Origin of the sequence: Streptomyces sp. Wb2n-11, assembly GCF_001049855.1 — a bacterium.
GTDB classification, from domain to species: domain Bacteria; phylum Actinomycetota; class Actinomycetes; order Streptomycetales; family Streptomycetaceae; genus Streptomyces; species Streptomyces altiplanensis.
Window position 1 is genome coordinate 2,755,824 of record NZ_CVPB01000001.1, and the last position, 13,715, is coordinate 2,769,538.

Genomic DNA, 13,715 nt, shown 5'->3' on the forward strand with positions numbered 1-13,715 from the left:
GCACCACGAGACGGCTCCCCCGGGCTCACCCAGGCTCGTCCGGGCTCGTTTACAAGTGCCGAAAAAGTTCGGACGGCGATGTCGAGAACCCGTGACCGGCTCCGTCCCCGTGGTGAGAGCGACCACAATGGGTCGCACCAGCACCGAGGAGCGAAACGATGGCCAAGTACCTGCTGCTCAAGCACTACCGCGGCGCCCCGGCCCCGGCCAACGACGTGCCCATGGACCAGTGGACGCCCCAGGAGATCTCCGCCCACGTGCAGTACATGCAGGACTTCGCGGCCCGGCTGGAGGGGACCGGCGAGTTCGTGGACGGCCAGGCGCTCGCCCCCGAGGGGGCGTGGGTGCGCTACGACGGCGAGGGGCGCCCGCCGGTCACCGACGGCCCGTTCGCCGAGACCAAGGACCTCATCGCCGGCTGGATGGTGATCGACGTCGACAGCTACGAGCGCGCCGTCGAGCTGGCCGGTGAGCTGTCGGCCGCCCCCGGGGCGGGTGGGAAGCCGATCCACGAGTGGCTCGAGGTGCGCCCGTTCCTGACCGCGCCGCCCACCGTCACGGAGTGACTTCCCAGATGGACGAGGCCCTGATCCGGAGCCTCACACCGAGCGTGCTCGGGATCCTCGTCCGCCGCGGAGCCGACTTCGCGGCGGCCGAGGACGCCGTGCAGGACGCGCTGGTCGAGGCGGTCCGCGTCTGGCCGGCCGACCAGCCACGGGACCCGAAGGGCTGGCTCGTCACCGTGGCCTGGCGCCGGTTCCTCGACGCGACCCGGGCGGACACCGCCCGCCGCCGGCGCGAGGACCTCGTCGAAGAGGAGCCGGCGCCCGGGCCCGCGCCCGCGGTGGACGACACGCTCCAGCTCTGCTTCCTGTGCGCCCACCCGTCGCTGACGCCGTCGTCCGCCGTCGCCCTCACCCTGCGCGCCGTCGGCGGGCTCACCACCCGCCAGATCGCCCAGGCCTACCTGGTGCCCGAAGCGACGATGGCGCAGCGCATCAGCCGGGCCAAGCGCACCGTCTCCGAAGTGCGGTTCGACCAGCCCGGCGACGTCGCCACCGTGCTGCGCGTCCTCTACCTGGTCTTCAACGAGGGCTACTCCGGCGACGTCGACCTGGCCGCCGAGGCCATCCGGCTCACCCGGCGGCTCGCGGCCGCGATCGACCACCCGGAAGTGGCGGGGCTGCTTGCCCTCATGCTGCTCCACCACGCCCGGCGGGCCGCCCGGACCGCGCCCGACGGCAGCCTGGTGCCGCTCGCCGAGCAGGACCGCGGCCGGTGGGACACCGAGTCGATCGCCGAGGGCGTCCGGATCCTTCAGGCGGCTCTCGCCCGCGATCGGCTGGGCGAGTTCCAGGCCCAGGCCGCCATCGCGGCACTCCACGCCGACGCGCCCACCGCCGAGGAGACCGACTGGGTGCAGATCGTCGAGTGGTACGACGAGCTCGCGCGCCTGACCGACAGCCCCGTCGTCCGGCTCAACCGCGCGGTGGCCGTCGGCGAGGCCGACGGACCGCGCGCCGGCCTGGCGGCGCTCGCGGCGCTGGACGGCTCTTCCCCGAGCTCTCGACTTCGCCCGGGCAGGGAGTCCCCCGTCCCCCGCCACGCCGCGGTGGCGGCGTACCTCCACGAGCGCGACGGCGACCCGGTGACGGCGGCGCGGCTGTACGCCGAGGCGGCCCGGAAGGCACCCAACCTCGCCGAGCGCGACCACCTGACGCGCCAGGCCGCCCGGCTCAACGCCCGCCTGCGCCGCTGACGGGTCCCGCTCGGACTTCCCACGTCTCCCACGGCACTCGGCGCGGCCCCATGGCCGGAGCGGTCGCCTCGAAGCGAGGAGGCGGGTCGGGGCCGGCTGCACGGCACATCGCCGGCGGGCGGGCTCAGCGGCAGCGACCTGCGCGCCGGAGACGTGGTGTCTCGGCAGACACGTCGGCTGAAGCATCCGGTGGAGGGACCCGTCCGTGACGGTTCGGCTGCCTGAAAAGCGGCTCGCCCGGGCTCATCCGCAAAGAGCCGCGAAACACCCTGCGCCCGTACTCACGGACGTGACCCATCCGGTTCACGGACTCACATCTGCGACTTGAGGTGGTCGACCACCTCGTTGAACTCCTCCGTCGGCGAGAAGTCCAGATACTCGCAGTCCTCGAGCGCTTCGGGAACGTGACCGGGCGCCCAGTAGAAAGCCTGCCCCGCCTCGTAAATCTCTTCACCGTCCTTGGTCCGCATTCTCAGCCGACCCTTGGACAGGTAACCCCAGTGCGGGCACTGGCACAGATCATCGGGCAGGCCCTTGGCGAGCGGCCCCATGTCCGTGCCCTTGGGAAACCGCGCGAAAGCGACCGTCATGCCGCCTCCGATTTCCCGCATGCGCAGCTCCACCCCGCCGCCTTCGATCGCGACAGGAGCGTCATTCCGCGTGGTCGACTCCATGGCTCCTCCGCGGCGGATCCGACACGGAAGTTCCGGGAAACTCCGCCTCCTTCCAGTCTGGTCCCGCCCGCTGCGGGGCGCGACATCTGAGAGCGGAGACCGAAGACGGCGTTCCCTCCAACTCGAATAACCCTATTTCTTCCGCATGCTCGCACGCACCGTTCGCCCGGTGTATAACCGCCCGGTTCCGAGTTGCCTGCCGAGCGAGAGATGGAGCCCCGTGCCACCACCGATGAATTCCATGCGAACAACTGGCATTTCCACAATTCAAAAGCTTTCGGCAGGCAGGCCAAAGGCATTCGGCCGCGCCGCCGTGCTGCTCGCCGCGTCGTCCCTGGCCGCCGGTCCGCTCGCCCTCACCGGCCCTACGGCCCTCGCGACCCCGCCCGCTCCCGCCACGGCCGCCGGGACGTCCGGCACCCTGCACACCTTCGACGTCCCGGCCGGCGGCGACCCGGCCGTGCGCGCGCTCCCGCAGCACACCACCCTGCCGTTCAGCCTGGTCGGCGTCACCTGGGACGACCCGTACACCCAGCTCGGCGGTACGGCCGAGGTCCGCACCCGGGACAGCCGCACGGGAGCCTGGTCCGGCTGGCGCGCGCTCGACACGGATGTGCGTACGCCGGAGAGCGGGCCCGAGCACTCCGGGCCCGGCCTGCGTGCCGGTACCCAGCCGCTGTGGACCGGCCCCTCCGACGGCGTACAGCTGCGCGTGTCCGCGGAGCGGCGCCTGCCGGACGGCCTGCGCGTCGATCTGGTCGACCCCGGGAGCGCCGACACACCCTCCCCCCGTACCGCGACCGTGGCACCCACCGCGCCGGGGCAGCCGTCCGTCACCTCACGGGCCGGCTGGGGCGCCGACGAGACGCTGGTGGCGGGCCCCCCGGCGTACACGGCCGACACCAAGGCCGTCTTCGTCCACCACACGGCCGGGTCGAACGACTACACCTGCGCCGAATCCGCTTCGGTCGTCCGGGGTCTGTTCATCTACCACGTGCGGAGCCAGGGCTGGAACGACATCGGCTACCACTTCCTCGCCGACAAGTGCGGCACCCTCTTCGAGGGCCGCGCGGGCGGCATCGACAAGCCCGTCCAGGGCGCGCACACCTACGGCTTCAACACCGGCACGAGCAGCGTCTCCGTCCTCGGCGACTACAACACCGCGACCACCACACCCGTCGTCCGTGAGTCCGTCGCCAGGATCGCCGCCTGGAAGCTCGGTCTGTACGGGCACGACCCGAGCGGCACCGCGACACTGACCGCAGGCGCCGACAACGGCAAGTACAAGCTGGGCCAGCAGGTCGTCATGGGCCGGATCTCCGGGCACCGCGACGGCTACCCGACCGAGTGCCCCGGCAGCAACCTCTACGCCGACCTGCCCGCCATCCGCACCGCGGCGAGCGCCCCCTCCGCACCTCCCACGCTCTCCGCCCCCTCCGACACCGGCCGGACGCCGGCCCCGTAGCGGAGCCGGTCGCGCTCCCCGCCCCGCCGCCCCCGGAAAAGGGCGCGGAGCGTGCCCCGCACACCGCCGGGGTCCCTCCCCAGGAGGGGCCCCGGCCCCCCGGTCCGCCGGGGGCAGTCGTCAGGACGGCCGCAGGGACGGTGGGCCCGCTGCCGGGCCGCGAGCCGGCGGAGCACGCCGGCCAGGGCACGGCGAACCGGCGAGCCGGTCAGCCGGTCAGCCGGTCAGCCGGTCAGCCGCTGCTGCGGGCCCGGCGTGAGGCCGCGGCGCGCAGGACGCGCTTGCCCTCGTTCGAGAGTTGGAGGGCGTGGTTCAGCCCGCCTCCCGAGTCCCCGGAGAGCATCTCCAGGAGCTGGGCCTGGCGGCGCAGCTCGCCGGCCGTGAGCGGGCCGATGCCGTCGGTCCCGCCGCTGCGGTACGCCTTCACACGCGCCCCGTGGTCGCCCGGCGCCACCCCGTCCAGCCGCAGGTGGACCTCCAGCACGGCGGCCGAGCAGTCCTCGGCCCACTCGCGCAGCGCGAGCGCGTCGTAAGCGATGGGGACGGCGGCGGCCATGCGGCTTGCGAAGCCGGCCAGCTCACCGGGGGCCGTCCCCGCGACGCGCTCCACCACGACCGCGACCCGGCGCAGCCGGCCGAGCCAGGCGTCGCCGCCCTCGACCGCGGCCCACAGCGGCCTGAGCGCCTCGTCCGTGTCGAGGCCGATGCGCTCGACGCCTTCGACGTACTCCAGCAGGGGCAGACAGCGGTCCAGGCAGGCCACCGCGCTCGCCGCCAGACTCCGTTCGTCGGCGCGGCCGATCAGTTCCACCAGGGTCACGGTGCCTCCCTCGGCACTGCAGGGCCCGCTCGGTGCGGACCTTCTCCTTCCGACTGCGTACCGCACCGCGATTACGTCACAGACGGCTCACCGCCCGCTCACAGCCCCAGCCGGTCCAGGAAGCGCGCGAAGAGCTCCTCGGCCAGGGGGTCCGCCTCCTGCCGCAGTACGTCGGCCAGTGCGCCCGGGGCCACGGTCCGTCCGGCCGCGGCCGACCACTCCACCGCTTTCACCGCGGCTCCCTCCGGCGTGAGGAACAGGTCCTCCAGTACCAGCCCGTCGGCGCCCAGGTGGCCCGCCATCGCCTCGCGCCCCAGGCAGCCGAACCAGGAACCGGCCGCCTCCGCGGAGGTCGCCCCCTCCACGACCACGCAGTCGCTGTCCATGACGAACGCGAACAGCGCGGGCGTCCCCGTCTCCCCGCACACCCCCCGGGCGAGCGCCCCCATGTCGCCGGCCTGCGGCTCACTGGACCGCACCCACACCTGCCACCCGTCGCCCCGCGTCTCGTGGAGCACCAGACCTTCCCGTACGTCCGCGAGCGCCGCCAGCTCCGCGAGCGGCCGCCCGCTCCGGCCGACCACGAAGTAACCCCAGAAACCCATGCCCCGCTCCCCCCACGCGTCTGCCACATTCTGCCCGCGTCGCGTCATGGTGTGGCCATGTCAGCCGAAACGGGAGAGGGCACGGTCGTCCTGAGGCGCTGCGTGCGCGTCAGCGCGCGTACGAGGAGGATCGCGAGCCCGGCGGCCGCGACGACGGCGCCCGGCAGCGCCGTCACGACGTACGACAGCCCGACCGGCGGGCGGAGTGCCGCGACGGGCCCGGAGACGGGCGGGGCGGGCGCGGACGGCGGCGGCGAGCGGGCGGGCGGCGCGGAGCCCTTCACCGGTCGTGGCCTTTTCCGTACCGCAGCGCGCACGGCATGGCCGGGCACCCCGGGAGCGCCGGGGCGCCCCTCCCCGGAGCGTGCCGGACCGTGCGGACGCCGGCCGGCGGCTGCATGCGGAACATACGCCGCCGGCCGGCGTCCCCCACGAGTGCGCGGTTCGGGCCGTCAGCCCGTACGCCCGGCCAGCGCCTTGAAGCCCTCCCAGTCCAGCGCGGGCTTGTCCGCGTCCCAGGTCTTCTGGGCGAGGGCGCGCAGCGGGAGGTGGATGCCGCGCGCGACCTCCGCCTCCGTCTGGGCGTTCGGGAGGTCGCCCCAGATCGCGAGGCGACCGCCCAGGATCTGGTCCGCGTAACGCGCCGGCACCGGGTCGGTGCCGCGCAGGACCAGGGGCGTCCAGGACTCGTAGATGCGGCGGCCGGTCGGGTAGGTGAAGGTGTTGGGCTCGCCGAGCACGTAGTAGAGGTACTCGTCGTTGGCGTTGACCAGCTTGCGGCCCTCACTCAGGTACTCGGCCGGCTGCCGCGCGCCGATCTCCTTGCCGGTCCAGTACTCGACCTCGCGGTCCTGGTCGGCCTTGACGACGCCACCGGCGTGGAGGCCGTCGTTCCACGACTTGAGCCGCTTGCCGTGCGGACGGAGAGCCGCCGCGCGGTCGTTCAGCCAACCGGTGGCCAGGTCCTGGATCCTGGCGCCGGAGCCGTACTTGCTGACGGCCGCGCGGGCGAGCTGCGGGTACGACGCCTCCGGGTCCCGCTTCATCAGCGCCTGGTACTCGTCACCGCCGAGGTGCCAGTGGCGGCCGGGGAAGAGACCGGCGTACTCGTTCAGCAGGTCGTCCACGATCCGCGCGGACGCGGGGTTGGAGATGTCCACGGCGCCGGGCGTCGCCGCGCCGTTGACGTCGCGCAGCTGGAGGTCCGGGTGCGCGCGCATCACCGCGCCGAGGTGGCCCGGCGAGTCGATCTCCGGGATCACCTCGATGTGGCGGCTCTGGGCCAGCTTCACGATCCGCCGGACCTCGGCCTTGGTGAGGTGCTGCTCGGAGACGATCTCGGGGTGGCTCTCGGACGCGATCCGGAAGCCCTGGTCGTCGGAGAAGTGCAGGACGAGCTGGTTGAGCTTGAGGTCGCCCATCTCGCGGACGGTGTCCTCGATCCACCCGGCGGTGTAGTGCTTGCGCGCGGTGTCGAGCATCAGTCCGCGCTGCGGCTTGGCGGGCTTGTCGCGTACGACGCCCTCGGACAGGCGGCCGTCGGCGCGCAGGGCCTGCTTGACGGTGCGGGTCCCGTAGAAGACACCGGCCTCGTCGGCTCCGGTGACCCGGACCCGTCCGTCACGGACGGTGAGGGTGTACGACTCGGGGGCGCCGCCTGGTGCCAGCGCCAGCTCGATGTCACCGGCGCGGCCGGACCCGGTGGACGAGAAGCCGCGCTTCATCTCCTGGGCGAGGAGCTTGCCCTCGTCGGCGAGCTCGCTGTCGCCCGGCGCCACGACGACACGCGTGGAGCGCTGGGGCTGCCAGCCCGGGCCGGTCGCGGCGTCATACTCCTGTACGGACGGGACGGCGCTGGGCGGCTCGGTCGGCCCCGCCTTGGGGGACGGTGCCGCCGGCGTGGACGGTGCCGCCTTGGCGGGCGGTGCTGCCTTGGTGGACGGCGCTGCTGGTTCTGCTGGTGCCGACGACGCCGAGGGGACGGCGGTGGCGATGAGCGGGACGAGCAAGGAGGCGGCGGCCACGGCCAGCGGCCCCCTGAATTGCGACATCATTCAGCAAACGATGCCCAATCGGCCCCCTAATCGTCCACTAATGGGCCAGTATGTGTGTTCAAACTCTCCCGTTCGGGTGAGATTCACGCATCCGTCGACAGCATTTGAAGATCATCGATAGCGTGGTGCCTCACCCGCCCCACCCTTCTCGCCGTCCCCCTTCCGAGGAGCTCACGCTGTCCAGCGCACCGCCGGGACGTACGGCCATACCCGAGCAGAACCGCGGGCCCGCGACCCCCGCCGGCCTCGGCCGCTTCAACGCCGCGCCCGCCGGCGCCGCCGAGACCGCCCTGCTCGCCTGCTGCGCCAGCCCGCGCTGGGCGCGGCGCGTCGCCGCACACCGCCCCTACCCCGATGTCGGCTCGCTGCTCGCCGCGGCCGACGAGGCGGCATACGACCTGTCCTTCGACGAGATCTCCGAGGCGCTGAGCCGCGAGTCCTCGGCGGGCCCGCACGAGGGCGCCCCCGCCGCCGCGCACACCGCGCTGCGTGCCGCCCACGCGGCGTACGAGAGCAGCTTCGGCCACGCCTTCGTGATCTGCCTGGACGGCTTCCGCCCCGAGGAGCACCTCGACCAGGTGCTGGCCGGGATCCGCTCCCGGCTGGGCAACGAACCGGACGAGGAGCGGGCGGTCGCCGCCGACGAGCTGCGCGGGCTGGCGCGGGGACGGCTCGCCCGTATCGTCTCCGATCTGCGGAAATCCGTTGTTTTACCGGCAAACACCGACCTTTCTTGCCAGACCGGCCGCCAGGTACCCGCCCGATAGCCCGTCCGTGGCCGTTTGACTGCCACTTTGATCACACCAGTGGACCCCGCGCGAACGAACCGACAAGTCGTCGCTACGATGACCGGGGCCGGTGGACCGTACCCGGCCGGGTCAGACCGACATCGAAGCCGGCCGACCCTGATCCCCGCTCCCGGAGGGTTTTTCCGTGCCGGCTGGAACGCTGTACCGCGGCCGGGAAGGTATGTGGTCCTGGGTGGCTCATCGAGTCACCGGCGTCCTCATTTTCTTCTTCCTGTTCGTGCATGTCCTCGACACCGCTCTCGTCCGCGTCTCCCCCGAGGCGTACGACGACGTCGTGGCCACCTACAAGACCCCTCTCGTGGCATTGCTGGAGTACGGCCTCGTCGCCGCCATCCTCTTCCACGCGCTCAACGGTCTCCGTGTCATCGCCGTGGACTTCTGGTCCAAGGGCACGCGCTACCAGAAGCAGATGTTCTGGACCGTGATGGGCATCTGGATCGTGCTGATGGCGGGCGCTCTCTACCCCGTGCTCGGCCACGCCGTACGCGAAGTCTTCGGGAGCTGAGGCACATGTCCATCGAGACCACTGGCGCAGTCGGCCCCGTCGAGGGCGTAAGCCGCTACGACGTGGACAACCCCGCTCCCGTCATCGAGCCGCCCCGCGCTCGTACCAAGAAGACGCCCAAGTCGACCCGTACGAACTTCGAGCTGTACGGCTGGCTGTTCATGCGGCTGTCCGGCATCGTGCTGGTCGTCCTGGTCCTCTTCCACCTGCTGATCCAGCTGGTGCTGGACGGCGGCGTGTCCAAGATCGGCTTCGCCTTCGTGGCCGGCCGCTGGGCCTCGCCGTTCTGGCAGACCTGGGACCTGCTCATGCTGTGGCTGGCCATGCTGCACGGCGCCAACGGCCTGCGTACCGTCATCAACGACTACGCGGAGCGGCCGAACACCCGCTTCTGGCTGAAGAACCTGCTGTACACCGCCACGGTGTTCACCGTCCTTCTGGGCACGCTGGTGATCTTCACCTTCGACCCGAACATCCGCTAGGCCCGGGGCTGAGGCAACCACCATGAAGATTCACAAGTACGACACCGTCATCGTCGGCGCCGGTGGCGCGGGCATGCGCGCGGCCATCGAGTCGACGAAGCGCAGCCGCACCGCCGTGCTGACGAAGCTCTACCCCACCCGGTCCCACACGGGCGCCGCGCAGGGCGGCATGGCCGCCGCGCTGGCGAACGTGGAGGAGGACAACTGGGAGTGGCACACCTTCGACACGATCAAGGGCGGCGACTACCTGGTCGACCAGGACGCCGCCGAGATCCTGGCGAAGGAGGCCATCGACTCCGTTCTCGACCTGGAGAAGATGGGCCTGCCGTTCAACCGCACCCCGGACGGCACCATCGACCAGCGCCGCTTCGGCGGCCACTCCCGCAACCACGGTGAGGCCCCGGTCCGCCGGTCCTGCTACGCCTCGGACCGCACCGGCCACATGATCCTCCAGACGCTGTACCAGAACTGCGTCAAGGAGGGTGTGGAGTTCTTCAACGAGTTCTACGTCCTCGACCTGCTGATGCAGGAGGTCGACGGGGTCCGCAGGTCCGCGGGCGTCGTCGCCTACGAGCTGGCGACCGGCGAGATCCACATCTTCCAGGCGAAGGCGATCATCTTCGCCTCCGGCGGCACCGGCAAGTTCTTCAAGGTGACGTCGAACGCGCACACCCTGACCGGTGACGGCCAGGCCGCGGCGTACCGCCGCGGGCTGCCGCTGGAGGACATGGAGTTCTTCCAGTTCCACCCGACGGGCATCTGGCGCATGGGCATCCTGCTGACGGAGGGCGCCCGCGGTGAGGGCGGCATCCTCCGCAACAAGGACGGCGAGCGCTTCATGGAGAAGTACGCGCCGGTCATGAAGGACCTCGCGTCCCGTGACGTCGTCTCGCGCTCGATCTACACGGAGATCCGTGAGGGCCGCGGCTGCGGTCCCGAGGGCGACCACGTCTTCCTCGACCTCACGCACCTGCCGCCGGAGCAGCTCGACGCGAAGCTCCCGGACATCACCGAGTTCGCGCGTACGTACCTGGGCATCGAGCCCTACACGGACCCGATCCCGATCCAGCCGACCGCGCACTACGCCATGGGCGGCATCCCGACGAACGTCAGGGGCGAGGTCCTCGCGGACAACACCACGGTCGTTCCGGGCCTGTACGCCGCCGGCGAGGTCGCCTGCGTCTCGGTGCACGGCGCGAACCGCCTGGGCACCAACTCGCTGCTCGACATCAACGTCTTCGGCAAGCGCGCCGGCATCGCCGCGGCCGAGTACTCGGCCGCGCACGACTACGTCGAGCTCCCCGAGGACCCGGCGTCGCTCGTCGTCGCGCAGGTCGAGCGCCTGCGCAACTCCACCGGCACCGAGCGGGTCCACGACCTGCGCCGGGAGCTCCAGGAGACGATGGACGCCAACGTGATGGTGTTCCGCACCGAGCAGACGATCAAGACGGCGGTCGCGAAGATCGGCGAGCTGCGCGAGCGGTACCTGAACGTGTCGATCCAGGACAAGGGCAAGCGGTTCAACACCGACCTGCTGGAGGCCATCGAGCTGGGCAACCTGCTCGACCTGGCCGAGGTCATGGCCGTGTCCGCCCTGGCGCGCAAGGAGTCCCGCGGCGGTCACTACCGCGAGGACTTCCCGAACCGCGACGACGTCAACTTCATGCGCCACACCATGGCGTACCGCGAGGTCGGCGACGACGGCACCGAGTCGATCCGTCTCGACTACAAGCCGGTCGTCCAGACCCGCTACCAGCCGATGGAGCGTAAGTACTGATGGCTACTCCGACCCTGGACAAGGTCGACGACGCGAAGCCCGCGCCCGTCGCCTCCCCGTACATCACGGTCACCTTCCGGATCCGCCGCTTCAACCCGGAGATCTCGGCCGAGGCCGAGTGGCAGGACTTCCAGATCGAGATCGACCCGAAGGAGCGCGTGCTCGACGGTCTCCACAAGATCAAGTGGGAGACCGACGGCACGCTCACCTTCCGCCGCTCGTGCGCGCACGGCATCTGCGGCTCCGACGCGATGCGGATCAACGGCAAGAACAGGCTCGCCTGCAAGACGCTGATCAAGGACATCAACCCGGAGAAGCCGATCACGATCGAGGCCATAAAGGGCCTCACGGTCCTCAAGGACCTCGTGGTCGACATGGACCCGTTCTTCCAGGCGTACCGCGACGTCATGCCCTTCCTCATCACCAAGGGCAACGAGCCGACGCGTGAGCGTCTGCAGACCGCCGAGGAGCGCGAGCGCTTCGACGACACCACCAAGTGCATCCTGTGCGCCGCGTGCACGTCCTCGTGCCCGGTGTTCTGGAACGACGGCCAGTACTTCGGCCCGGCGGCGATCGTCAACGCGCACCGCTTCATCTTCGACTCGCGCGACGAGGCCGGCGAGCAGCGGCTGGAGATCCTGAACGACAAGGACGGCGTGTGGCGCTGCCGCACGACGTTCAACTGCACGGACGCCTGCCCGCGCGGCATCGAGATCACCAAGGCGATCCAGGAAGTGAAGCGCGCGCTGATCACGCGTCGCTTCTGACCCCTTCCCGGTCGTACGGCACAAGGCGGCCCCGCCCTCCGGTTCACCCGGTCGGCGGGGCCGCCTTGTGCCAGGATTCAGGGGCACAGGACACCGGCCGAGGGGAGCACGGGGAACCATGAGCGAGCAGAATCCGAATCCGTACGCGGCGGACGGCGATCCGGACGGCAAGTACCAGTGGGGGCCGACCCCCGGCTACGGTTATCCCCACGAGGCGCAGGGCTACGGCTATCCGCAGCAGCCGACGCTGCCGGGGACCCCGGTGCCGTACACCGGTCCGCCGGCGGGCGGGGGCGCGCCGCTGATGTCGATCGGCGACATCACCGTCATGAACGACTCGATCGTCACCCCGTCCGGCACGATGCCGCTCAAGGGCGCGGTGTGGACGGCCACCGACATGTCCCGCACCGAGGAGAAGATGCCGACGGTCGCGATCGTGCTGGCCGTCATCTTCTTCATCTTCTGCCTGCTCGGTCTGCTCTTCCTCCTGATGAAGGAGAAGACGACGACCGGCTTCATCCAGGTCACGGTGACCAGCGGTGGCCGCCACCACTCCACGATGGTCCCGGCCGTCGGCCCCGACACCTTCCACATGGTCATGGGCCAGATCAACTACGCCCGCTCGCTCAGCGTCTGACAGCCGACCGGAGAGGCCCGCCCATGTCCGCCACCGCCCGCAGTTCGGTCTACGAGGTCCTGGACGACCGCTTCCGCACCGGACGGTGCGCGAGCGGGGACGAGCGGCTGGAGACGCTGTACGACGACTGCCGCTGGGCGGAGGGACCGCTCTACGTGCCCGCCTGGCGGCAGACCGTCTGGAGCGACATCCCCAACGACCGCATGCTGCGCTGGGACGAGACGACCGGCACCGTCGGTGTCTTCCGTTCCCCCGCCGGGCACAGCAACGGCAACACCCTCGACCGCGAGGGCCGGCTGATCAGCTGCGAGCAGGGCAACCGCCGCGTCAGCCGCACCGAGCACGACGGCACGGTCACCGTCGTCGCCGACCGCTTCGAGGGCAAGCGGCTCAACAGCCCGAACGACGCGACCGTGCACTCCGACGGTTCCGTCTGGTTCTCCGACCCCGACTTCGGGATCACCAGCGACTACGAGGGCTTCCGCGCGGAGAGCGAGATCGGTTCCTGCAACGTCTACCGGGCGGATCCCGCCACCGGCGAGGTCCGGCTGGTCACCGACAGCACCGAGGCGCCGAACGGCCTCGTCTTCTCCCCCGACGAACGGCAGTTGTACGTCTCCGACACGCGGGCCGGGTGCATCCGCGTCTTCGACGTGCGGGAGGGCGGCGCCCTCTCCGACGGCAAGGTCTTCGCCGAGGCCGGGGACGGAGCGCGCTTCGACAACATCCGCTTCGACGACGAGGGCCGGCTGTGGGTGGCCGCGATGGACGACGGGGTGCACTGCTACGACCCGGACGGCACGCTCATCGGCCGCGTCCGCGTCCCCGAGGCGGTCTCGAACATCTCCTTCGGCGGCCCGAAGAACAACCGCGCGTTCATCACGGCCACGACGACGCTGTACTCGCTGGTGATGTCCGTGACGGGCGCGCCGCGGATCCGGCGTGCGCACTGAGTCCTCAGTCCTGGGCGGGGATGTCGAGGGCGGTCCCGTACAGGCGGGAGACCCGGATCCGGATCGTCACGCGCCGGTCGGGCGCCGGCCGGCCGGCGGGGGCCGCCCCGTCCGCCGGGTCCACTATCTCCGCCTCGCCCTCGGCCACGGCGGAGGACCGGACGTCCGGGCCGCTGACGTGCAGTGAGGTGTGCGGGTCGCGGCGGAGCTGACGGGCCTTCAGGCGTCGGCCGTGGAGGAGACGCCCAGGACGCGCTCCTCGGGGTCCCGGTCGTAGAGCACGGTCGACCGGTGCGGGTGACCGGTGCTCCTGACGCTCGCGAGTAAGCCGAACCGCTGCCGCTCCAGGAGCCGGGGGCACCCCGCCCTGCGGCGACCGGTGCTCCGTCCCCGGCTAGGCTCGGTCAC

General features: G+C 71.3%; 15 protein-coding genes and 1 pseudogene. 10 read left to right on the forward strand and 6 right to left on the reverse strand.

Features of this window, described 5'->3' with window-relative positions; translation table 11 throughout:
- Positions 1 to 158: 158 nt before the first annotated feature.
- Complete coding sequence (locus BN1555_RS12230) at positions 159 to 566, forward strand: YciI family protein (protein ID WP_093799422.1); 408 nt, start codon at positions 159 to 161, stop codon at positions 564 to 566.
- Positions 567 to 574: 8 nt separating this feature from the next.
- Positions 575 to 1,759, forward strand: a complete 1,185-nt coding sequence (locus tag BN1555_RS12235) for an RNA polymerase sigma factor (protein ID WP_093799423.1) — start codon at positions 575 to 577, stop codon at positions 1,757 to 1,759.
- Positions 1,760 to 2,070: 311 nt separating this feature from the next.
- On the opposite strand, the gene BN1555_RS12240 is transcribed toward BN1555_RS12235, so the two are convergent.
- On the reverse strand, positions 2,071 to 2,433 hold the full coding sequence (locus tag BN1555_RS12240; RefSeq protein WP_093799424.1) for a cupin domain-containing protein: 363 nt from the start codon (positions 2,431 to 2,433) through the stop codon (positions 2,071 to 2,073).
- Positions 2,434 to 2,746: 313 nt separating this feature from the next.
- Here BN1555_RS12240 and BN1555_RS12245 point away from each other — a divergent pair, with 313 nt between their 5' ends.
- Positions 2,747 to 3,898, forward strand: coding sequence for an N-acetylmuramoyl-L-alanine amidase (locus tag BN1555_RS12245; RefSeq protein WP_255306009.1), 1,152 nt, complete (start codon positions 2,747 to 2,749; stop codon positions 3,896 to 3,898).
- Positions 3,899 to 4,130: 232 nt separating this feature from the next.
- On the opposite strand, the gene BN1555_RS12250 is transcribed toward BN1555_RS12245, so the two are convergent.
- The 4 genes from BN1555_RS12250 to BN1555_RS12265 form a co-directional block, all read right to left on the reverse strand.
- On the reverse strand, positions 4,131 to 4,718 hold the full coding sequence (locus BN1555_RS12250) for a hypothetical protein (protein WP_093799425.1): 588 nt from the start codon (positions 4,716 to 4,718) through the stop codon (positions 4,131 to 4,133).
- A gap of 98 nt (positions 4,719 to 4,816) precedes the next feature.
- Positions 4,817 to 5,323 carry a hypothetical protein gene (locus tag BN1555_RS12255; RefSeq protein ID WP_093799426.1) on the reverse strand — a complete coding sequence of 169 codons (507 nt, stop codon included), beginning with the start codon at positions 5,321 to 5,323 and terminating at the stop codon, positions 4,817 to 4,819.
- Between the two features lie 44 nt (positions 5,324 to 5,367).
- Complete coding sequence (locus BN1555_RS12260; protein WP_093799427.1) at positions 5,368 to 5,607, reverse strand: hypothetical protein; 240 nt, start codon at positions 5,605 to 5,607, stop codon at positions 5,368 to 5,370.
- Positions 5,608 to 5,775: 168 nt separating this feature from the next.
- Complete coding sequence (locus tag BN1555_RS12265; protein ID WP_255306010.1) at positions 5,776 to 7,377, reverse strand: beta-N-acetylhexosaminidase; 1,602 nt, start codon at positions 7,375 to 7,377, stop codon at positions 5,776 to 5,778.
- A 206-nt stretch (positions 7,378 to 7,583) separates the two neighbouring features.
- Here BN1555_RS12265 and BN1555_RS12270 point away from each other — a divergent pair, with 206 nt between their 5' ends.
- The 7 genes from BN1555_RS12270 (at position 7,584) to BN1555_RS12300 (ending at position 13,307) form a co-directional block, all read left to right on the forward strand.
- Positions 7,584 to 8,144, forward strand: a complete 561-nt coding sequence (locus tag BN1555_RS12270) for a 2-oxo-4-hydroxy-4-carboxy-5-ureidoimidazoline decarboxylase (protein WP_255306405.1) — start codon at positions 7,584 to 7,586, stop codon at positions 8,142 to 8,144.
- 166 nt (positions 8,145 to 8,310) lie between these two features.
- The gene (gene sdhC, locus BN1555_RS12275; protein WP_093799429.1) at positions 8,311 to 8,691 is read left to right on the forward strand and encodes a succinate dehydrogenase, cytochrome b556 subunit; all 381 of its coding nucleotides are present in this window, start codon (positions 8,311 to 8,313) and stop codon (positions 8,689 to 8,691) included.
- Between the two features lie 5 nt (positions 8,692 to 8,696).
- Positions 8,697 to 9,173, forward strand: coding sequence for a succinate dehydrogenase hydrophobic membrane anchor subunit (locus BN1555_RS12280; RefSeq protein WP_093799430.1), 477 nt, complete (start codon positions 8,697 to 8,699; stop codon positions 9,171 to 9,173).
- Positions 9,174 to 9,195: 22 nt separating this feature from the next.
- Positions 9,196 to 10,950 (forward strand): succinate dehydrogenase flavoprotein subunit, encoded by a 1,755-nt coding sequence (gene sdhA, locus BN1555_RS12285; RefSeq protein WP_093799431.1) that lies wholly within the window; start codon positions 9,196 to 9,198, stop codon positions 10,948 to 10,950.
- On the forward strand, positions 10,950 to 11,717 hold the full coding sequence (locus BN1555_RS12290; protein ID WP_093799432.1) for a succinate dehydrogenase iron-sulfur subunit: 768 nt from the start codon (positions 10,950 to 10,952) through the stop codon (positions 11,715 to 11,717). Before sdhA ends, BN1555_RS12290 begins: the two co-directional genes overlap by 1 nt.
- Positions 11,718 to 11,835: 118 nt before the next feature.
- Positions 11,836 to 12,354, forward strand: coding sequence for a hypothetical protein (locus BN1555_RS12295; RefSeq protein ID WP_093799433.1), 519 nt, complete (start codon positions 11,836 to 11,838; stop codon positions 12,352 to 12,354).
- A 23-nt stretch (positions 12,355 to 12,377) separates the two neighbouring features.
- Positions 12,378 to 13,307, forward strand: coding sequence for an SMP-30/gluconolactonase/LRE family protein (locus BN1555_RS12300; RefSeq protein WP_093799434.1), 930 nt, complete (start codon positions 12,378 to 12,380; stop codon positions 13,305 to 13,307).
- 4 nt (positions 13,308 to 13,311) lie between these two features.
- On the opposite strand, the pseudogene BN1555_RS12305 reads toward BN1555_RS12300, so the two are convergent.
- Positions 13,312 to 13,715, reverse strand: a pseudogene (locus tag BN1555_RS12305) (pyridoxamine 5'-phosphate oxidase family protein).